The organism is Aequorivita vladivostokensis (assembly GCF_000952855.1).
GTDB lineage: Bacteria > Bacteroidota > Bacteroidia > Flavobacteriales > Flavobacteriaceae > Aequorivita > Aequorivita vladivostokensis.
The window spans coordinates 104632-126226 of the sequence record NZ_JSVU01000001.1 but is presented as its reverse complement, the minus strand read 5'-3'; the positions used below and the strand labels follow the sequence as shown (position 1 = coordinate 126226).

The window sequence follows — 21595 nt, the reverse complement described above, 5'->3', positions numbered from 1 at the left end:
CTTTTTACTTTTAAAACATCCTAAACCAACCATTGCGAATGCGAAAATTTCTTTTCCCTGTCTTTTTAAGCCTTACCATTTTTGCGTCTGCGCAAGAGCCGGCAATAAAGACCGACAAGGATACCATTGCAGGAGTCGCAGACAAAAAAGAACATCCCCTCTCTTCGGGATATTACCCCATTGGTTTTTTTGACATAGACCTAAAAACTATCATCAAGCTAAATAATTATGAAGGTCTTCGACTAGGAATTGGTGGATTGACCAACGACAGGCTTTTCGAAAAATATAAATTGGGCGGGTATTATGCCTATGGCTTTAAGGATAAAACCTCAAAATTTAGTCTAGGCGGGAGTGCGCGGGTAAATAAGGAGAAGAAAGCTTGGATAAGTGTCTATTATGCCGATGACGTAAAGGAAATTGGCTCCTTTGATTATTTGACCGATGCCCGGGTCTATTCCCTGTTTGAGCCACGGCTTGTAAATATTACCCAATTTTACAAGTATAGAAAATGGTACGCAAACATTGCGGCAGAACTTTCCCCAAAAATACTTGGAGAAGTACGGGTGGAACACAGCAACGTGGAGAATATTGAAAACTATTATTTTATCAACGATGGCGTCCCTTTCACAAAATATCAATTGGCGGAGGCTACGGTTTCTTTTCGGATTAGTCCCAAAACTAATTTTTTTACCAATGAAGAGGGCATACGTGAATATTTTGATGGTTTTCCCAAAATTAGCGCACAGGTTACCCAAGGCTTCAAGGGCGTGGCAAGTAGCGATTTCAACTATACCAAATTTGGATTGAAATTGGATTATTACATTAAGCGCACCGATCTTTCATCAACCAATATTCTATTGGAAGGCTCACTGGCCACAGGTGATGTTCCTCTTACGCATTTATTTCACTCCTACCCTAACCAACCCACGAAAGATGAAGTGCTGCAACGCTTTTCGGTGGCGGGCGTGCAAAGTTTCGAGACTATGTACTTTGGCGAATTTTTCTCAGATAAACTTACTACCCTGCAGGTAAAGCACAGCTTGCGCAGGTTCAAGCTAACGGAAAAATGGAAGCCCGAGCTGGTACTTATTACGCGCCACGCTTTGGGCGATATGAGCAATAAGGATGATCATTTTGGGATTCCTTTTAATACGCTGGACCATCTTTATAACGAGAGTGGCATTGAACTCAACAAAATCCTTTTCGGGTTTGGGCTTAGCGGTGCTTTCCGCTATGGATACTACAACCTGCCTAAATTCTCGGATAATATTTCGTTTAAGTTTACATTTTATTTGAAGGTGTAGCGAGTAGCTTCTTTGCCTATTCGGGTTTAGCGGGTAAATCTATGGGTGCAGTTGCTTATTTTATGGGAAACGACGGCTATTCCAACCCTTATGGCACCAATTCTATCCTTCAAGACGGCTATTTTTGACTGATACGGTTGAAATTTTATGCTACACGACGTTAAATAAAACTGGGAACTTTCATCTCCGGTGTTTGTCCAAAAGCAACGAATCGCAAAATGGAACTCCACCAACTTCCTAAATTCCCCTGAAAATAAATTCCTTACTTATCGCAAATATGTACCTTTGCCAAGTCTATAAAAAATTGCTTTGAACAAACTTTTTAGCATCGGGTTTTGGAGCTGGGTGGCCCGTTTTATATTGCGGAACCGAACCTGGATTTTAATAGTTATAGCAGCCATAACCGTCCTGCTCGCGCTTCAGTGGAAAAACATGCGCTTCACTTATACCGAGGCTAACCTACTTCCGGACGACCACCCCATTAATCTTGAATACGACCAGTTTCTGTCGCATTTTGGCGAAGAGGGCAACCTGATTGTAATGGGGGTCAAGGATTCTACCATATTTACGCCCGAAAAATTTAAGGCTTGGAACCAGCTTTCCAAGGATATTGGCAAGTTTAACGAAGTAGAGCTCACGCTTTCCGTGGGCAACCTGCAAAAACTTGAAAAGAGGACTGACACCACGGGTTTTGAATTGGTGCCCTTCATAAAAGATTCGGTATTTACCCAGGCCAACCTTGCGGAATACAAAGACGAGCTTTTCAATAAACTGCCGTTCTATGACGGACTTATTTACAGTCCGGACAAGCAGAGCATCCGTTCGGCCATTTATCTGAAAAAGGACATTGTAAACACCGCCGCCCGAAAGGATTTTGTGATTGACGATTTGATACCCATCATCAAAAAATTTGAGGAAGACACGGGCGTTACGGTTTATACTTCGGGCATGCCATACATCCGAACGTTGAATTCACAAAGTATCATCGACGAGATTGGGTTGTTCATTGGCGGGGCGCTGCTGGTTACCTCGCTTATCTTTTTCTTCTTTTTTCGCTCTTGGCGCGCTACCTTCATATCTATGTGTACCGTTATTATCGGGGTGATGTGGGCCTTCGGGTTTTTGGGGCTGATGCATTATGAAATCACCGTACTCACCGCCTTGATTCCGCCGTTGATAATCGTAATCGGGATTCCGAACTGTATCTTTCTCATCAACAAATATCAACAGGAAATAAAACTGCACGGCAACCAGGCCAAATCCCTGCAGCGGGTAATAGCAAAAGTGGGCAACGCAACCTTGATGACAAACCTTACCACGGCATCGGGTTTTGCTACTTTTATTTTGGTGAAGAGTGAGCTTTTGAGTGAATTCGGTATCGTGGCCTCCATCAACATTGTAGCCATCTTTCTGTTGAGTTTGTTGATCATTCCCATAATTTACAGTTACATGGCGGTGCCGAAATACAAACATTTAAAACACTTAAATAAAACGTGGATAAATGGTTTTGTGAATTGGATTGAGCGAATGGTAAAGGAGCGCCGCATCACTATTTATATTTCCGCGGTACTGTTGCTTTGTGCAAGTATTATTGGAATCTACAACATAAAAATCTCGGGAAGCCTCATTGAGGATATGCCGAAGAATACTGGCTTCTTTGACGATATCCGCTTTTTTGAAAAGGAATACGAAGGCATTATGCCTTTGGAAATAATGGTGGACACCAAAAAGAAAAAGGGCGTTATGAGCCTTTCCACCTTAAAACGAATTGACGAACTGCAGGACCATATCAAGGAAATTCCTGAATTTGCAAAGCCGCTTTCCGTGGTTGAATTGGTGAAATATTCAAAACAGGCATACTATAACGGCAACCCGGAATACTATCAATTGCCCAACAGCCAAGAGAAAACATTTATACTAAGCTACGCCAAAAGCAGCAATACAGACACTAACCTTCTTAACAGTTATGTGGATAGCACGGGCCAGTTTGCCCGTATTACCACCTTTATGAAAGATACTGAGCCGGATAGGTTTAAACGCATCGAGGAGGATTTGCACAACGAAATAAACAAAGTCTTTCCGCCGGAGCGCTACAATGTTTCCGTTACCGGAAAGGCCTTGGTTTTCCAGAAAGGAACGCATTATTTGGTAAACAACCTCATTCTCTCCCTTTCGCTCGCCATTTTCCTGATTGCTGTATTTATGGCGTGGATGTTCCGAAGCTTTAAAATGATAGTAATCTCACTTATCCCAAACCTACTGCCCTTGATAATTACAGCTGGCGTCATGGGCTTTGTGGGCGTTCCCATAAAACCATCCACCATTTTGGTCTTCAGCATTGCTTTTGGAATTTCTGTGGACGATACCATTCACTTTCTTGCAAAATATAGGCAGGAGCTTATTGCCAATAATTGGAAAATTAAAAAATCGGTTTTTGCCGCCCTGCGCGAAACGGCGGTAAGTATGTTTTACACCTCGATTGTGCTTTTCTTCGGGTTTTCGGTGTTTACCATTTCCAGTTTTGGAGGGACGGTTGCGTTGGGCGCGCTGGTTTCCATTACGCTGCTCTTCGCCATGCTCTCAAACCTGCTGTTGCTGCCCACGCTCTTACTTTCTTTGGAACGAAGCATCGCAAATAAGGAAACCATGAAAAAACCCGCCATCGAGATTTTAACCGATGACGAAGATGAAATAGAATAGATAGTATTCAACGAAATTTCTAACTTATACTAAAGGTTTAAAATCCGCCCCACGATAGTGAGTTGGCTTCTCTGGAATTTGGCGCTTTTACTTTTTTGGAATTTTATTTAAAAGTATATTTGCTCCTCTTAAAATAAGAATATGCAACACAAAACCATAGATGAATTGTTGAAAAGCGAAAAAACCCACGTTGACGTGATTGTTCGTGGCTGGGTGCGCTCTTTTAGAAGCAACAGGTTCATCGCCTTAAACGACGGTTCTACCATCAAAACCCTGCAATGTGTAGTGGATTTTGAAAATTTTGATGAAGAAATTCTTAAGAAAACAACCGTGGGGGCCGCCATTGAAGTTGCCGGCGTGCTTGTGGAAAGTCAGGGTCAGGGCCAGACAGTAGAAGTACAAGTTTCAAAATTGACCGTGCTGGGCGAGGCCAATCCTGAAGATGTAAAGCTCACCATTTTATCACCCAAAAGACATTCCCTGGAGACCCTACGCGAACAGGCACACTTGCGCGTGCGGACCAATACCTTTGGCGCGGTGATGCGCACACGTTCCAAATTGGCTTTTGCAGTGCACGAGTATTTTCAGAAAAACGGGTTCAATTATATGCACTCGCCCATTATCACCGGAAGCGATGCCGAAGGCGCAGGCGAAATGTTCCGCGTTACAAATTTGGACGCCAAAAATCCGCCGCTTGATGAAAACGGCAACGTAGATTTTAAGGAAGATTTCTTCGAAAAGGAAACCAATCTTACCGTTAGCGGGCAGTTGGAAGCCGAAACCTATGCGATGGCGCTTGGGAAGGTTTATACCTTCGGCCCTACTTTTAGGGCTGAAAACTCAAACACCAGCCGCCACTTGGCGGAATTCTGGATGATTGAGCCAGAAGTTGCTTTCAATGATTTGGACGCAAATATGGATTTGGCGGAAGATTTCATCAAATATGTAATCAATTATGCGCTGGAAAATTGTGCCGACGATCTTGAATTCCTTGAAAACCGTTTGCTGGAAGAGGAGAAGAACAAACCACAGGACGAACGCAGCGAGATGAAACTTCGCGAAAAGCTTCGTTTTATTTTGGAAAACAATTTCAAAAGGGTAAGCTACACCGAAGCGATTGATATTTTGAAGCGTTCGAAACCAAACCAGAAGAAAAAATTCAAATATATAATCGAGGAATGGGGCGCCGACCTACAGAGCGAGCACGAGCGTTTCTTGGTTGAAAAACACTTTAAGAGTCCCGTTATCCTTTTCGATTATCCCGCAAAAATCAAGGCCTTCTATATGCGCTTGAATGACGATGGAAAGACGGTCCGCGCGATGGACGTACTATTTCCCGGTATCGGCGAAATAGTTGGCGGTTCACAGCGTGAGGAGCGATATGATGTGCTAAAACAAAAAATGGAAGCTATGGACATTAGTACCGAGGAACTGTATTGGTATTTAGACCTGCGTAAATTTGGAACCGCGGTCCATAGTGGTTTTGGGCTTGGTTTTGAGCGATTGGTACAGTTCACTACGGGAATGGGCAACATTCGCGATGTAATTCCTTACCCAAGAACTCCGGGCAACGCAGAGTTCTAAGCAATAAAAGCATAAGATTGTATTAAAACTGGCTACTTAATTATTTTAGTAGCTGGTTTTTTTTAACTTTATGAAGTAGTAATTAGACGTATGTTAAAGCAGCAATTAAATCTTAAACTTTCCCAGAAATTATCGCCTCAGCAGATACAGTTGATGAAGATGATACAGTTGCCCACGCAGGCTTTTGAGCAGCGGATAGCGCAGGAATTGGAGGAGAACCCAGCCTTGGAGGGCGGGAAGGACGAAGGGGAGAATTTTGATGATGAATTCAGCAATGATGAATTTGACGATAGCTATGACGAAGGCAACGAAGTAATTGAAACAGATATAAACGTTGATGATTACCTGAGCGATGACGAAGTGCCGAGCTACAAACTTTCCGCGAACAATTACAGTGCAGATGACGAGGAACGCCAAATGCCCTATGCCGCGGGAACTTCCTTTACCCAGCACTTAATGCAGCAATTGAGCACCTATCGCCTTGACGAAGAGGAAAAGCAAATAGCCGAGTTTCTGGTGGGCAGTGTGGATGAAAGCGGTTACATACGCCGTGAAATCCAGGATATTGTTGATGATTTGGCCTTTACCCAAAATGTTTACACCACCGAGGATAAAGTAGAAAAAGTTCTAAAAGTGGTTCAGGAGCTGGATCCCGCCGGCGTTGCGGCCCGCGATCTTCAGGAATGTTTACTGCTTCAATTGGAGCGAAGGGAACAAACGCCTTCCGTTGCATTGGCGATTGATATATTGGATGATTCCTTCGATCATTTCAGCAAAAAGCATTATAAAAAGCTTATTCAGAAATTTGATATTACTGAAGACCAGCTTCGCGATGCCATCCACGAAATTGAAGGCCTGAACCCAAAACCGGGCGGCACCTATTCGGGAAACAATAGGATCGTGGAGCACGTGGTACCCGATTTCGCGATAAAAATTGTGGATGGCGAATTGGATTTAACCTTAAATGGAAGAAATGCGCCAGAGCTTCACGTGAGCCACGATTATACCAACATGCTTAAAGGGTATAAAGAATCCAAAGACAAATCGAAAGCGCAGAAGGACGCGGTAATGTTCATTAAACAGAAATTGGACGCGGCCAAATGGTTTATAGATGCAATCAAACAAAGGCAACAGACGCTCTACGTTACGATGAACGCCATCATGCACCATCAAAAAGAGTATTTTTTGTCCGGAGATGAGCGCAAGCTGAAACCGATGATCCTGAAAGATATAGCCGATAAGATCAATATGGACGTTTCCACCGTTTCACGCGTTGCAAATAGTAAATACGTTGACACGCCTTACGGGACAAAGCTGATAAAGGAATTTTTCAGTGAATCGATGAAGAATGATCAGGGCGAAGATGTTTCTACCAAGGAAATCAAGAAAATTCTTGAAATAACCATTTCCGAAGAAGACAAAAGAAAGCCCCTTACCGACGATAAACTGGCAAAGATCTTATTGGAAAAGGGCTATCCTATTGCCCGGCGTACCATAGCCAAATACCGCGAACAACTGGACTTGCCAGTCGCGCGACTACGAAAGGAAATTTGATGAGATTTTTTCTAAAAGCTGCTTCCTATATTTTTCATCCATTGTTGATGCCGCTTTTGGGCACCGTGCTCTATTTCAACGTTACACCGAGATACCTTGAACCAGAGTTGATGCGCGCCAATCTCTTCGCCATCGGCATAATCACCGTGTTAATACCGTTGGTGGTTTTCTTTCTTCTGAAAAACCTTGGAGTAGTAGAAACGATTTACCTAAAAGAGGTGCGGGAACGCAAGTTTCCCTTAATGATCCAGTGCATACTCTTACTACTCATCATCAAGATGATATTTGATCCCTATGAAGATCCAGAGCTGTACTATTTTTTTGTAGGCATGTTGTTTTCAGCCTTCAGTGCGCTTGTAATGGTGCTTTTTAAATTAAAGGTAAGCCTGCACCAAATGGGCGTTGCCGGTATTTTGATGTTTCTTGTGGGGCTGAGCGCGCATTTCAAAATAAACCTTTTGGTTACTATTTCCTTTTTCCTCTTTGTAAATGGTTGGGTAGCCTCATCGCGGTTAAATAGTGATTCGCACACCTATCCTGAACTGGGCATTGGCTTGTTATTGGGAGCCATACCGCAATTGATTCTTTTCAACCTTTGGTTATAGAATGTAAAACAGCAATCCTACTTTTAACACCCTCATATCCACTCTTTCACCCTCAATGGTAACGGCATCTTTAAAAAATGGATTGATACTGTAGGAAGCAAAAAAGTTAAACGTATTGTAACCCAGACTAAGTGTAGCTGAAAGTCTTAATGGATCGAATTCCGGAATTTTAGTTTGGTTTACTGTGTTTCCAGATTGCTTGAAAGTTGCTTTGTAATAATAGGCATAACCCACTCTAAAACCTCCGTAAACTCTCCAAAACTTATAACTGGAAGGCGTGGAAGTACGCCATCTAAATTCAACGGGAGCTTCAATTATTGCCATATTGAAGCGGTTTCGGGTATAACCTACGTTGCCATCGAGTACCCTAAAAATGGTTTCATCATTTGTTGTTTCACCGATAAAAAGATTTTCACCCAATTGATCAATCGCAAGCCCTGCGCCTATTGCGATGGCCACGTTTCGTTGTTTGTTAATGGGCATATCCCGTAAAAAGCCAAATTGTATCCCTCCCGAAAGGCCGCGGATATTTCCGCCCGATGGAAGATTCAGTGGCACATTATAGGTAACGCCTATATAAAACTGGTCTTCCCTATATAACGAATCAACAGGGGATTTTGGAATGGTATCCTGGGCCACCGTTTTAAGTGAAACCAGGCCCAGAAAAAGTGTAAAAAGAATTTTTAGTGCGCTTTGCATACGAATCAAAGATACTTGTATTTTCAAAATATGGCGCATAAAAAAACGCCTTGGACCCAAAATTTTGGTACAAGGCGTTTTAAAATAAAGTCGATACTTATTATTGGTTTATTTCATTGCCAGGAGTGGTAATGTATATAATCTTCAACATATTAAGATCACGTAACTCCTGCTTGATGTCAGTTACCATTCCAGTATTAGTCTTCTCATCAACCTTAAGGGCCACCATTACCTTATCCTGAAGTTCAGGAAGTAGTTTTTGACGGGCCTCTGTCAAAGCAAACTTGATATTGGATATATCTGTGTACTTATCGCCAATTTGGATTTTAGCCTCAGAACCATACTTGTCCTGATATCTTGAACTTGGCTTTCCGGCATAAATATAAACGGAACGGTCCTTCTTCAACTTTTCAACTTGATCTGCCTTTGGCAACTTGTTCTGAACAAGCAGATTGTCATCGCGAAGTACCGTTACAACCATAAAGAAGAACAGTAGCATAAATACAATATCCGGAAGGGATGCTGTAGATATAGCTGGCAATCCGCCGTCTTTTTTCTTTTTAAATTTTGACATATTCTAAATATTATTGTCCAGATTTTTTTGGTTCAGCTTCTGAAAGTTTTAGCGGGAATAATTTTTGAACATTCTCCAATTTTTCCTGCAGTGCCTCTTTAGCGGCTTCACCCTTTATCTTTCCTTCATCGAGGTCTTTACTCTTTTCGGTAAATTTCCATCCGTATAATCTTTCTGATTCCCTGTCTCTCAAATAATTGTATGCCGCTACCAACTCATTTTGAACGGCAATGTACATTTTATATGAAGTAAGCCTGTCATTTTGTACAGAGATTACTGCTTTATCCGGGTTATCAGACGATTCTGGGTCACGTTTTCCTTTGCAATAACTGCAATATTCCGGGCTTCCGGAAGGTGCTCCACCGTTGTCGAGAAAAGCGATCGCGGCTTGACGGAGATCTTTAAGCTCCATCAATTTTTCTTCAACCAATAATTGATCGCTCCTGTTTACGTTTACAATAAATAGGTTTTTCTCTTTAATTTTTGGCGGATCCACAACATCTTCCTTAGGTGGCAGCTGTCTCGCGATTCCTTTGTCCTTTTCAATGGTAGTAGTTACCAAGAAAAAGATAAGCAATAGGAAAGCGATGTCAGCCATTGACCCTGCATTCACTTCGGGTGTTGCTCTTCTTGCCATTATTTAGTTACTTTTTTAATTCCGCTGAAAACCATTGAGCCCACAGCCAATATTGCTAATATATAAAAAGCATATAATCCAGTTCCTACCCATTTGGATCCGCTAGCTGAAAGCATTTCGCCTTCCTGCATCGGCATTGGGTTTCCGTCTGCCAGCACATATGCGATTACTACGATAAGTAGAAATGCACCCACGGATATTAAGGTGTTCTTTATGTTTCCTGCAAAAATTCCTTTTAGTACAAAGAACAAAACAAATACAATTGTTATAGCAAATGTAATATAAGCAACATACAAGAAACCATCAACGCCTTCGCCGGTTGCCGATACAGCCTCATCCCCTTTGGCGATGATCATTGCAAGAAAAATAACTCCCGCAACGCCGAGAAGCAACGCTATTATTTTTAAAATTTTATGTAATGCCATCTTGTGGTTTGTTTAGATTTTGTTTTTTTGTTTGTAGTCGAACAACATATCGATCAAAGTGATGGAAGCATCTTCCATACTGTTTACGATACTATCAATCTTAGCGATAATGTAGTTGTAGAAAATTTGAAGTATAATAGCCACGATCAAACCAAATACGGTTGTTAAAAGTGCCACTTTAATACCTCCAGCTACAAGTGATGGGTTCATATCACCAGCCGCCTGAATTTTATCGAATGCAATAATCATCCCGATTACAGTACCCATAAACCCAAGCATAGGAGCCAAAGCGATGAAAAGCGAAATCCAAGAAACATTCTTTTCAAGTTGACCCATTTGAACACCTCCATAGGCAACTACTGCTTTCTCAGCAATGTCGATACCTTCGTGGGCGCGGTCCAGACCTTGGTAGTAGATTGAGGCAACAGGGCCTTTTGTGTTTCTGCACACTTCTTTTGCAGCTTCGATACCACCGCTATTTAAAGCGTCTTCCACATCCTGAGCCAATTTTTGTGTATTGGTAGTAGAAAGGTTAAGGTAGATAATTCTTTCAATAGCAATTGCCAATCCAAGAATCAAACACAATAATACGATCCCCATAAATCCAGGACCCCCCTCCACGAAACGCTCTTTCAATTCTTGATGAAATCCTTTTTCGGGTTCTGCTGCAGGCGCAGTTTCATCTTGAATAAAGGAAACTGTAGCTGCCGTCACCAAAGCTTGAGAGCTCGTTGGCATTGTTTGCGCTGTTGTAGCGTTCGCGTTTAATGTGCCTACAAATACCATTGCGGCAACCGCCATAATAGAAAATAATTTTTTCATTGCTATCGACTTAAAGTTTGTTTTTAGTTAAAGGTTTAAAGATATAAAATAATTTAGTTAATCTGCAAGAATATTAATCGACACTCTAATCGAGCGTATTAATACACCAGTATGTTTGTTGCAGAGAGGAAGGGATTCGAACCCTCGATACGCTTGTGGCGTATACACACTTTCCAGGCGTGCGCCTTCGACCACTCGGCCACCTCTCTATTAATATTTAGCCATTTTTTGAATGGAGTGCCAAATATCAAAAAAAAAACAACGCCATAAAATAATTTAAGCGGTTTATTTATTGCATTTCTCCGCGCAAAGAGGTTTCAAATATGGTTTTGAAGCTATTAGCCGAAATTTTCTGCCCCAATAAATACATCAATTTAGCCAAAGACGCCTCTGTCGTGCAGTCCTTTGCGCTAATAACGCCTATTCTTTTTAACTCCGTGCTGGTTTCATATAATCCCATATTTACGCTCCCGCCCGAACACTGGGTAACATTTATCACGGGAATGCCTCTTTTTATTACGGCCTTCAAGGGGTTTATAAACCAATCGGCATTTGTTACATTTCCGGCGCCGTAGGTTTCCAGCACCAATCCCTTCATCTGGGGATAGTCAAAAAGATATTTAATGGTAGCCTCGTCCATCCCCGGAAACACTTTCACCAAAAGAATATTGCTTTCCAAAGTTTTATGGACCTTAAGCTTTTTTCTTCTATTGGGTCTATAAAGCGCTTCGTTGTTCACCACCAAATGCACGCCGCTTAGCACAAGCTCTGGATAATTTAGGGAAGCGAAAGCCTCAAAATGCTCCGCGTTTATCTTTGTAGTTCTATTGGCCCTATATAATTTGTATTCAAAATAAAGGCAGACCTCAGCAATTTTTGAAACGCCTTTTTCCTGCAAAGCGGCAATCTGGATGGAAGTGATTAAATTTTCCTTGGCATCGGTCCGCAGATCGCCAATGGGAAGCTGTGAGCCTGTAAAGATTACCGGCTTGCCCAGATTTTCCAACATAAAACTTAAGGCCGAGGCGGTGTAGCTCATCGTATCGCTACCGTGCAGCACCACAAACCCATCCATCTTTTCATAATTTTCTTCAATTATGGTCGCAATATCTACCCAATATTTCGGGTTCATATTAGAGCTATCGATGGGTTTTTTAAAAGAAGTGGTTGTAATGTTGCAATCCAAGAGTTTCAGTTCGGGAATATGGTTCAGCAGTTCATCAAAATTGAAATTGCGCAACGCCCCGGTCTCAAAATCCTTGATCATCCCGATGGTTCCACCTGTATATATAAGGAGTATGTTGGGGTTGGTGTTTTTTATCATATAAAATTCCAAATTTTCAAATTCCAAATTCCAACAAAAATTCACAGGTATTTAGAATAAAGAATTTCAAAAATAACTTAAAAATTACTGCTTCACATTCCGACAATACTAAAAAAATAAAGTACAGCCGAAATTGACTGTGCTTTAGATGTTATCTCTGAAATTAAAGAGAATATTATCTTACTGAATATTAACGTCAACGATAATATATTGGTTTTCTCCAGATTCGAATTTTAATTCATAATCACCCGAGGCGGAAGGAGTAAAACTATAAACGACTGTTATCGTCTCTATTGCTTGTGTACAAGGTCGGCACTCATATTCAGCATTTACAGTGATTGTACGGGAATTTCCAGTTATGGTTTCTTCAAATTTATTGAAAATACCGCATCCATTAGAGACGCTAAAAATTACGTCTATTGCAATTGTTTCGCCTACAGTGCCAGTACTTGGGGCAATTACACTTTGTACATAAGCAGTTTCGAAGGTTGACCAACAGTCATCTTGGTCATCATCATTATTACAGCTAATTAATGCTGAAAAGATTACTAATACGAATAGATAATATTTCATTGTTTTATGTTTTTAAAAGTTAGAGCCTAATATTAAATTTTAAAAATATTCTTAGAATTCTCAGTAGTAACCCGCGCTAGCTCTTCTTCCGAAATATTATAAATCTCCGAAAGTTTTTTGCAAACCAATGCCAAATAGCTACTCTCGTTGCGCTTGCCGCGAAAGGGCGCCGGGGCAAGATAAGGCGAATCAGTCTCCAAAACGATATGTTCTAGTGGGATTTGGTCCAAAAACGTATCAATCTTTCCGTTTTTAAATGTAACCACTCCGCCTATGCCGAGCTTCATATTAAAGGAAATGGCGCGTTGTGCCTGCTCAAAAGTTCCCGTAAAGCAATGAAAAATTCCGAAGAGATCATCGCCTTTTTCGGTTTCCAATACTTCAAAAATTTCATCAAAGGCATCGCGGCAATGGATAACGATAGGCAGTTTGTATTTTTTGGCCAATTGAATTTGCCGCTTAAAAGCTATTTTCTGTATTCCCAAGGTAGATTTATCCCAATACAGGTCAATGCCTATTTCACCAACAGCATAAAAACTTCTTTTTTTAAATTGCGCCTCAACGTGGGCCAGCTCTTCCTCAAAATTTTCCTTTACCGAAGTGGGATGCAGCCCCATCATCAAAAAAACGTTTTTAGGATACGCTGCTTCCAGGGCATACATCGCCTCGGTATAACCCGAATCAATGGCCGGAATAAAAAAACGGTCAATGCCGGCGTCAAAGGCCCGTTCCATCATTTGGTTGCGATCCTCGGCAAAGGCATCGCTGTATAAATGGGTATGGGTATCTGTAAGCATAACTGCAAAGCTACTTATTTTGTTTGCTATCTTTACACAAAAAAGCTGATGCAATTACGCAAATTTATTGAAGCCCAAGGATTTTATCGCGTTCCCTTAAAACGGCTTGCCACGGGTCATTATCTCTTTTCCGCCAAGATCAATGGCATTGCGGGCAATTTCATTTTGGATACCGGGGCATCCACCAGCTGTGTTGGGTTTTCAGACAGCGCCCATTTTTTGTTGGTAAGCGAGGAAAGCATCATAAAAGCCGCCGGAGCGGGGGCCATAAATATGGAAACCATGCTTTCCCGGGGAAATAATTTCAGCATTAAAAAATGGAGCATCCGGAATATGGATTTTGTGCTTTTTGACCTCTCGCACGTAAATGAGGCGCTTCAGCAAGTAAACGAAAAAGCGGTACACGGAATAATTGGCGCAGATTTTTTAAAGGATCACAGGGCGGTTATCGATTATGGGAGAAATTGTTTTTATGTGAAAGAGAATTAACCGCTGATATGTTTATTTCCAATAATTTAAGTACTTTTATCTATCTTCAGAAATAAAACTTTTGTGCTGAAAAAAATAATTGCATTACTCTTCATTATTGCACTTTACCCTAATTTAGGGTTTGGCCAGGATATTTCATATTACGAAAAAATATTACACACCACCGAAAATAAGGCCCAGAGGCTAACGGTTATAGATAGCTTATTAAAGCGCACCTTCTCAAAAGACCCCGATGCCTTTATAAAATACAGCCTACAATATATAGACCTGGCCCAGGAATTGGACAGTATAGAACTAGCAGCCAAAAAAGCGATGAACCTACAGTTTCCGCTCACCAATTATGCCAACGATCCACTAAACGCAATTACTGTTATCAACAGCGTTCTGGCCCGCAAATACAAAATAAAGGACAGTCTTCTATTGGGCGGATTATATTTGAAACGTGGAAGTGCCAATAGAAAGGTGGACCTTAAAAGAGCCATAGAGGATTACAATATGGCATTGGAAAATTTTACGCCAAAAGATACGCTCAATATAGCGGATACCTATCTTTTTCGCGGCCAGACTTATTCGCAAATGGGCAAATTTGTTCTCGCGGGCGAAGATTTGACCCGGGCCTATACCATGTACGAGCTTCAAAAAGAATACGATTATATGGTATATGCGCAACAGGGCATCATCAATATGTTCAGCATGAATGGTTTTTATGAAAAAGCCAAGCTGGAACGCGACGCCTTAATTGATAAAATGAAAAATTTGGGGCTCAACCAATTTCTCTCGTACGAATATTACAATCAAGCGCTGGATTACAAAAAAATGGGCAACCGCGATCTGGAATACAAAGCGTTGCTAATGGCAGAAAAGAGTTTTGACCAACAAAATTCTAATAAGTCAACCTATATAGGCATTCATTCGCGACTTATAGAATACTACTGCGAGCAAAATCAAATCATCGAAGCCAAGAAACATTTAGATCTCTTGGAAAGCCTAGATTTTGATTTCTCCGGTAACTCCGCCGCGGAACTGAATTTTTTGGGCGGAAAAGCCAAATATCTGCAAACTATAGGTGATTATGATACCGCATTGGTACTGGCACAGAAAAAACTCGCTGTTGCCAAAAGTTTGGGAATGGAGGACGAAATTATGGGAACCTATTCTTTCTTATCCGAAATTTATTACGATATGGGAGAATACAAAAAAAGCATTGAAAGCAACCAAGCCTCCACCGCTATAAAGGATTCCATATATAACCGAAGTACCGCAAACGCACTGGCATATTACCAAACCCTCTACGAAACCGAAAAGAAGGAAAAGGAATTGGTAGAAAAAACTACTAGCATTAGTCTTCTGGAAAAAGACAATGAAAGCTTCAAAAAAGCGATGCTTTTTGGCGGTATCGCCATTCTTTTGAGTTTTGGACTTATACTTTTATATAGAAACCAACGGCATTTAAAGAGCAATAAGGTTCTTCAGGAAAAATTCAGCCAGGAGCTGCTCATTTCGCAGGAAGGGGAACGCCGGAGGATTTCAAAGGACCTTCACGATGGCATTGGACAGCAACTGTTGGTAATAAAAAATAAATTAATGTCCACCGGTGATGCAGATACCAAAAAAATGGTGGACCACACTATTGAGGAAGTACGCGCCATTTCGCGCGATCTGCATCCTTTCCAGTTACAGGAGCTCGGCATAACCAAGGCTATTGAATACACCATAAACCAAATAGACGAGAATACCACGCTTTTTATTTCTGCGGAAATTGACAATATTGATGATATTTTCTCAAAGGAAGACGAAGTAAATATTTACAGGATAATCCAGGAAAGCCTAAGCAACATTTTAAAACATGCGCACGCGGAGGCAGGAAAGGTTTCAATAAAAAAATTCACCAATAATATTCTGATATCCATACGCGACAACGGCGTAGGATTTGACTTTGCCGAAAAATACCAAGATGTGAAATCGCTTGGCCTTAAAACCCTTTTGGAACGTACAAAATTCTTAAAGGGCCAAATGAAGGTAACCTCTAAAAAAGACACCGGCACTGTGCTGGAATTTCAATTTCCATTATGAGCGAAACTACACCATCCATCATTATTGCAGACGACCATCCACTTTTATTAAAAGGGTTGAGTGACTTTTTAATTGAAAAGGGCTACAACCTCTTGGGAAGCGGAAGCGACGGAAGAGAAGCCTACAATCTTATAACACAGAAAAAGCCAGACATCGCCATTCTGGACATTCAGATGCCCTATATGTCCGGACTCGAAATTGCCCAACAATGCAAGGGTGCCGATATTGACACGAAAATTGTATTGATAACGCTTCACAAAGAAAAGGATTTATACCAAAAAGCACAGGAACTCAATATTTTTGGATACATCTTAAAAGAATTTGCTCTGGAAGAGATAGAAAACTGTATAAAGACGGTAAAAGATGGTGTTCCTTTTTTTAGCGACAAGATTAAGGAACTCATAGGCGTAGTGCTGGTGGAAGATAGTGAGCTCGCCAACCTTACACCTTCAGAAAAGAAAATATTGAAACTTATTGCCCAAGACAAGACCAATAAGGAGATAGCCTCGCAACTATTTATATCTTACAGAACTGTGGAAAAACACCGGAGCAACATCATCAATAAACTTAATATTGAACCTAAGACGAACAGCCTATTAATCTGGGCCAAAGAGCACCACGACAAGCTGTTATAAATTTTTTTTGAAGTGATTACAAAAATTTACGTGTTACCACGTATTTTATTTTTAGAAGAAATAGTGGATATTTACACTATGAAAGATTCAGTTTATATAGAAGATAAAGAAAAGGATTTTTCCACTTCGGAAACATCCAGAAAACCCATAGTAGTTGTGCTGACTATTTCGATAATTCTTGTTCTTTTATTGAATTTAATTTCAACCATCATATTCTATTGAAGATGTTTCCTAACTAACCAAAAAAATCCGGCTCTACAGGCCGGATTTTTCATTTCTATAAAGAGTATCAACTTATAATTCCAAGGCGCGCTTTACGTTGTTATCCATCAAAAGTTCCTCAGGACTTTCCAAGGCTTCTTTTATGGCAACCAAAAACCCAACAGATTCGCGGCCGTCGATTATTCTATGGTCATACGAAAGCGCAACGTACATTACTGGCGCCACTACTATTCCCCCATCGCGAACAATGGCACGCTCCACAATATTGTGCATTCCCAAAATTGCGGATTGTGGTGGGTTAATAATCGGGGTTGAAAGCATGCTGCCAAAAACGCCACCGTTAGAGATTGTAAATGTGCCTCCAGTCATTTCATCTACGGTAATCTCACCATCGCGCGCTCTAATTGCAAGTCGCTTCACTTCATTTTCCACACCTCTAAAACTTAGATTTTCGGCATTTCTAATTACGGGAACCATTAAACCTTTCGGTCCTGAAACGGCAATTGAAATATCCTTAAAGTCATAGGTTATCATATAATCGCCATCAATCATGGAGTTTACTTCTGGGTAAAGTTCCAGTGCACGGACTACCGCCAAGGTAAAAAACGACATAAACCCAAGCCCTACGCCGTGTTTTTCTTTGAACTGTTCCTTGTATTGATTTCGCAATTCAAAAATCGCTGTCATATCCACCTCGTTGAAAGTAGTGAGCATGGCAGTTTCATTTTTGGCCGAAACCAAACGTTCTGCAACTTTTCGGCGAAGCATGGAGAGTTTTTTACGCTCGCTACCGCGGCTGCCGCTTCCAGGAGTTCCCATAGAAGGGGTTGCGCTTACCGCATCTTCTTTTGTGATTCTTCCATCACGGCCAGTTCCTTTCACATCTTTGGAAGACATTCCCTTTTCATCAAGAATTTTCTTGGCCGCAGGTGAAGGCGAACCTGTAGCGTATGTTTTCTTATCCTGCTCTTGGTTGGGAGTAGATGATTTTGACGGCGTTTGTTTTTTGGCTTCCCCTTTTTCGGTAGCAGCTTCTTTTGTAGCCTTCTCCTTCTTTTCCGTATCCTCGGATTCGGATTTTTTGGAAGTTTCCTTTTGGTCGGATGCATCATCACCACCAGGTTTTTTTGCGTCGGTATCTATCAAGCAAACTACTTCGCCTACGCCTACCACATCGCCTTCCTCTGCTTTTAGGGTAATGATGCCGCTGGCTTCTGCCGGAAGTTCGAGCGTAGCTTTGTCGCTATCCACTTCGGCGATTGCTTGATCTTTTTCAACGTAATCACCATCCTTTACTAGCCAAGCTGCTATTTCTACTTCGGTGATGGATTCTCCCGGGGAGGGGACTTTCATTTCTAATGCCATAATCTTATTGTTTATTGCAACCTGGAGGGTGCTATTCTTTATTCTTTATTCTTCAGATTTTTATAAATCTACTTATTTGTATTCTATTCACTTTCTTTCTGATTGCCCTTTATCGTTTTTTTCCTTTTGTATCAAATACTTGAGGTTGCAATCTGTGGCCTCAAGTTTTCAAACTCATTTTTAGTAAGTTCAAACATAAAATCCTTTGGAAATCTGTCTATATTTCTACTTACAGATTCTTTTAATCTTTTGGTTTCCACGCCATATATTTCCGCAAGGTCAAAATCGAACATCAATCTTTTGCCACGGACTTCTTAAATCTTATTCTGAATTTCTGCAATTTCACAGTATGAAAATAATAAAATAATCCATCATTTTCAGCTACATCACAACATTTCAAAAACCGTGGAAACGTACGGTCGTGCGTCCCTACTCCATATCTTTGTCAAACACGTTTTCAATTACCTTGGCGTGTCTTGCTTTTGACCTAACTGTACTGCCCGCTGCCGGTGCCGCGTACATTTTTCTGCTGCAAACCCTAAAGTTTCTCGCTTCTTCAAAGTGCATCAAGATATGCGAATAGGCGCCCATATTTCTTGGTTCTTCCTGTGCCCACACCACATCATCGGCGTTTTTATATTTCTTTAGAATTTTTTTCATTTCATCCGTTGGCAATGGAAACAACTGCTCTATACGCACCAATGCGACGTCATCCCTTTTCAACTCCTCCCTTTTTTCCAGCAAATCGTAATAGAATTTACCGGTTAGGAATACCAATGTTTTCACTTTTGCAACTTTTGCCTCGGCATCGTCAATTACCATTTGGAAACTTCCGTTGGCCAATTCTTCTTTGGTAGATACCACTTTTGGGTGGCGAAGCAAACTCTTGGGCGTAAATACAATCAACGGTTTGCGATAATTTACCTTTAATTGTCTTCTGAAAAGGTGAAAAAGGTTGGCTGGCGTAGTCACATCCGCCACAAACATATTGTCTGTTGCACAAAGTTGCAGATAACGTTCCATTCTCGCCGATGAATGCTCCGCGCCCTGGCCTTCATAACCGTGGGGCAAAAGCATCACCAAACCATTCTGCAGCTTCCACTTGTCTTCGGCGGCCGAAATGTATTGATCTATCATAATTTGCGCCCCATTGCTGAAATCGCCAAATTGTGCTTCCCACAGCGTCAAGCTCTGAGGGCTCGCCATAGCATACCCATAGTCAAAACCAACAACCCCATACTCGGAAAGCAATGAGTTGTATATATAGAAATCGCCTTGATCTCCCTTTAAATGATTTAAAAGCACAACTTCTTCTTCACTGTCCTCAACTTTAATAACGGCATGACGATGCGAAAACGTTCCGCGCTCCACGTCCTGCCCGCTCATACGCACGTCGTGGCCTTCCTTTAAAAGTGATCCGTAAGCAAGCAATTCGCCCATGGCCCAATCCAGTTTGTTGTCCTCAAAGTACATAGTGTGTCTTGCTTCAACAAGCTTGGCAATTTTCTTTAGGAATTTTTTATCCTCAGGCAAATTGGTTATTACTTCGGCAATTTCATCCAACTTTTTCAAATCGAAAGTGGTATCAACCGCCTCCATCATTTTATCCTCTTCGGCATAATCATAGCCTTCCCATTCATCCTGCATAAAAGGAGTTATGGTGGTTTTGTCTTCTTTTCTGGAATCTTCAAGGTTTTCTTCCAGCTTATCTTTGTATTCCTGTTCCAGTTTATCGGCGTAGCCTTGATCTATCACACCTTCGGAAATAAGCTTTTCAGCATAAATATCGCGGGGGTTGTCGTGTTTGGCTATGGCCTTATAAAGTTTGGGCTGCGTAAAACGCGGTTCGTCACCTTCATTATGTCCATATTTTCTATAGCCCAACAAATCGATAAAAACATCACGGCCAAATTCCATTCTGAAATCCAACGCAAAATTCATCGCGTGCACCACTGCCTCAACATCATCCGCATTAACGTGCAGGATGGGTGAAAGCGTTACCTTTCCAACATCAGTACAGTAAATTGAGGAGCGCGCATCCAAATAATTCGTAGTGAAACCTATTTGGTTGTTGACTACTATGTGGATCGTGCCTTCGGTTTTATAGCCGTCCAGCTGCGCCATTTGTACAATTTCATACACAATGCCCTGCCCGGCAATTGCCGCGTCGCCGTGAACAATTATTGGCAATACTTTATTTGGATTGTCTTTGTGATGGTCGTCCTGTTTGGCACGGGCTATTCCCTGTACCACGGCGCCCACAGTTTCCAAATGTGAAGGGTTCGGGGCTATGTTTAGATTTATTTCTTTGCCAGATTCGGTTTTGCGTTTTGAAGTCCAGCCCAAGTGATATTTTACGTCGCCATCAAAAATATCCTGCGCATAATCCTTTCCGTCAAACTCGCTGAAAATATCCTTGGCACTTTTTCCGAAGATGTTAGTCAACGTGCTTAAACGCCCTCGGTGGGCCATTCCCATTACAAATTCCTCCACGCCCTTTTCGGCTGCATTTTCAATTAAGGTATCCAAAGCCGGAATCAAACTTTCGCCTCCTTCCAGTGAAAACCGTTTTTGCCCTACGTATTTTGTGTGAAGAAAACTCTCAAAAGCCACAGCTTCATTGAGTTTTTTAAGGATATGCTTTTTGTGTTCGTTGGAGAAACTGGGCTGATTATCGTTAACGTTCAACTTTTGTTGAATCCACTGGATTTCATCCGGCTTCCGAATGTACATATATTCAATTCCAATGGAATCGCAATAAATGCTCTCAAGGTGTTTTATGATTTCTTCAAGGGTAGCCTCGCCAATACCAATAATTTCACCCGCTCTAAAAGTAGCCTTTAGGTCGTGCTGTGAAAGGCCAAAATTCTCGATTGCCAAGGTAGGCGTATATTTTCTGCGCTCCCGCACTGGGTTTGTTTTGGTAAATAAATGCCCACGGGTCCTGTAACCATCAATCAATTTCACAACCTGGAATTCCTTTATAACATCGGCGCAGATAGCGCCCACATCATAATCTTGGGGTTCCGCAGGCTCTGTGGTACCAAAGAATTCCTGTGCAGTATTCTCCGAACCAAAGTCAAAACCTTGGAAAAAAGCACGCCAACTTGGCTCAACGCTATCGGGGTATTGTAAATATTTTTCGTAAAGTTCCGCGATTTGGGATGGGTGGATCGCGTTTAAGAAGGAAAATTTATCCATGATAAATGTACA

At 41.4% G+C, this 21595-nt stretch carries 19 protein-coding genes, 1 tRNA gene and 1 pseudogene; 9 read left to right on the top strand and 12 right to left on the bottom strand.

Annotation, left to right across the window (positions count from 1 at the left end; translation table 11 throughout):
- The first annotated feature begins 38 nt into the window (after positions 1 to 38).
- The 5 genes from MB09_RS00585 to MB09_RS00565 all read left to right on the top strand — a co-directional run bounded on the left by MB09_RS00585 (position 39) and on the right by MB09_RS00565 (position 7747).
- Positions 39 to 1304, top strand: coding sequence for a DUF5686 family protein (locus MB09_RS00585; protein WP_045078925.1), 1266 nt, complete (start codon positions 39 to 41; stop codon positions 1302 to 1304).
- A 309-nt stretch (positions 1305 to 1613) separates the two neighbouring features.
- Positions 1614 to 4004, top strand: coding sequence for an efflux RND transporter permease subunit (locus MB09_RS00580; protein WP_045078924.1), 2391 nt, complete (start codon positions 1614 to 1616; stop codon positions 4002 to 4004).
- A gap of 141 nt (positions 4005 to 4145) precedes the next feature.
- Positions 4146 to 5588 carry an asparagine--tRNA ligase gene (gene asnS / locus MB09_RS00575; RefSeq protein WP_045078923.1) on the top strand — a complete coding sequence of 481 codons (1443 nt, stop codon included), beginning with the start codon at positions 4146 to 4148 and terminating at the stop codon, positions 5586 to 5588.
- 90 nt (positions 5589 to 5678) lie between these two features.
- Positions 5679 to 7142, top strand: coding sequence for an RNA polymerase factor sigma-54 (rpoN, locus tag MB09_RS00570; RefSeq protein ID WP_045078922.1), 1464 nt, complete (start codon positions 5679 to 5681; stop codon positions 7140 to 7142).
- On the top strand, positions 7142 to 7747 hold the full coding sequence (locus MB09_RS00565) for a hypothetical protein (protein WP_045078921.1): 606 nt from the start codon (positions 7142 to 7144) through the stop codon (positions 7745 to 7747). The genes rpoN and MB09_RS00565 overlap by 1 nt, the downstream gene beginning before the upstream one ends.
- Here MB09_RS00565 and MB09_RS00560 read toward each other — a convergent pair.
- The 9 genes from MB09_RS00560 to MB09_RS00520 form a co-directional block, all read right to left on the bottom strand.
- Positions 7742 to 8446, bottom strand: coding sequence for an outer membrane beta-barrel protein (locus MB09_RS00560; RefSeq protein WP_045079315.1), 705 nt, complete (start codon positions 8444 to 8446; stop codon positions 7742 to 7744). The two genes, MB09_RS00565 and MB09_RS00560, sit on opposite strands and share 6 nt — an antisense overlap.
- Positions 8447 to 8546: 100 nt before the next feature.
- Entirely contained in the window at positions 8547 to 9020 is a 474-nt protein-coding gene (locus MB09_RS00555; protein ID WP_045078920.1) for an ExbD/TolR family protein, read from the bottom strand.
- 10 nt (positions 9021 to 9030) lie between these two features.
- Positions 9031 to 9657, bottom strand: coding sequence for an ExbD/TolR family protein (locus MB09_RS00550; RefSeq protein WP_045078919.1), 627 nt, complete (start codon positions 9655 to 9657; stop codon positions 9031 to 9033).
- Positions 9657 to 10082 carry a hypothetical protein gene (locus tag MB09_RS00545; protein WP_045078918.1) on the bottom strand — a complete coding sequence of 142 codons (426 nt, stop codon included), beginning with the start codon at positions 10080 to 10082 and terminating at the stop codon, positions 9657 to 9659. Before MB09_RS00545 ends, MB09_RS00550 begins: the two co-directional genes overlap by 1 nt.
- A gap of 12 nt (positions 10083 to 10094) precedes the next feature.
- Positions 10095 to 10904, bottom strand: coding sequence for a MotA/TolQ/ExbB proton channel family protein (locus MB09_RS00540; RefSeq protein ID WP_045078917.1), 810 nt, complete (start codon positions 10902 to 10904; stop codon positions 10095 to 10097).
- A gap of 121 nt (positions 10905 to 11025) precedes the next feature.
- Positions 11026 to 11113 (bottom strand) — tRNA-Ser (locus MB09_RS00535).
- Positions 11114 to 11193: 80 nt separating this feature from the next.
- The gene (locus MB09_RS00530; protein WP_045079314.1) at positions 11194 to 12228 is read right to left on the bottom strand and encodes an asparaginase; all 1035 of its coding nucleotides are present in this window, start codon (positions 12226 to 12228) and stop codon (positions 11194 to 11196) included.
- Positions 12229 to 12408: 180 nt separating this feature from the next.
- A complete protein-coding gene (locus MB09_RS00525) occupies positions 12409 to 12801 on the bottom strand; it encodes a hypothetical protein (RefSeq protein WP_045078916.1) in 393 nt (130 codons plus the stop codon).
- Between the two features lie 32 nt (positions 12802 to 12833).
- Positions 12834 to 13598 carry a TatD family hydrolase gene (locus MB09_RS00520; protein WP_045078915.1) on the bottom strand — a complete coding sequence of 255 codons (765 nt, stop codon included), beginning with the start codon at positions 13596 to 13598 and terminating at the stop codon, positions 12834 to 12836.
- Between the two features lie 48 nt (positions 13599 to 13646).
- On the opposite strand from MB09_RS00520, the gene MB09_RS00515 reads away from it, so the two are divergent.
- The 4 genes from MB09_RS00515 (at position 13647) to MB09_RS16075 (ending at position 17017) form a co-directional block, all read left to right on the top strand.
- Entirely contained in the window at positions 13647 to 14087 is a 441-nt protein-coding gene (locus MB09_RS00515) for a retropepsin-like aspartic protease family protein (RefSeq protein ID WP_205618082.1), read from the top strand.
- A 63-nt stretch (positions 14088 to 14150) separates the two neighbouring features.
- Positions 14151 to 16160, top strand: coding sequence for a sensor histidine kinase (locus MB09_RS00510; RefSeq protein WP_045078914.1), 2010 nt, complete (start codon positions 14151 to 14153; stop codon positions 16158 to 16160).
- Entirely contained in the window at positions 16157 to 16795 is a 639-nt protein-coding gene (locus tag MB09_RS00505; RefSeq protein ID WP_045078913.1) for a response regulator, read from the top strand. The genes MB09_RS00510 and MB09_RS00505 overlap by 4 nt, the downstream gene beginning before the upstream one ends.
- 78 nt (positions 16796 to 16873) lie before the next feature.
- Positions 16874 to 17017 (top strand): hypothetical protein, encoded by a 144-nt coding sequence (locus tag MB09_RS16075; protein ID WP_165586660.1) that lies wholly within the window; start codon positions 16874 to 16876, stop codon positions 17015 to 17017.
- Between the two features lie 72 nt (positions 17018 to 17089).
- On the opposite strand, the gene odhB is transcribed toward MB09_RS16075, so the two are convergent.
- From odhB to MB09_RS00490, 3 genes and pseudogenes are all read right to left on the bottom strand, one after another.
- On the bottom strand, positions 17090 to 18382 hold the full coding sequence (odhB, locus tag MB09_RS00495; RefSeq protein WP_045078911.1) for a 2-oxoglutarate dehydrogenase complex dihydrolipoyllysine-residue succinyltransferase: 1293 nt from the start codon (positions 18380 to 18382) through the stop codon (positions 17090 to 17092).
- Between the two features lie 131 nt (positions 18383 to 18513).
- Positions 18514 to 18684: pseudogene (locus MB09_RS15660) on the bottom strand (ORF6N domain-containing protein); the annotation flags it as partial.
- Between the two features lie 127 nt (positions 18685 to 18811).
- A complete protein-coding gene (locus MB09_RS00490) occupies positions 18812 to 21583 on the bottom strand; it encodes a 2-oxoglutarate dehydrogenase E1 component (protein WP_045078910.1) in 2772 nt (923 codons plus the stop codon).
- Between the last annotated feature and the right edge of the window lie 12 nt (positions 21584 to 21595).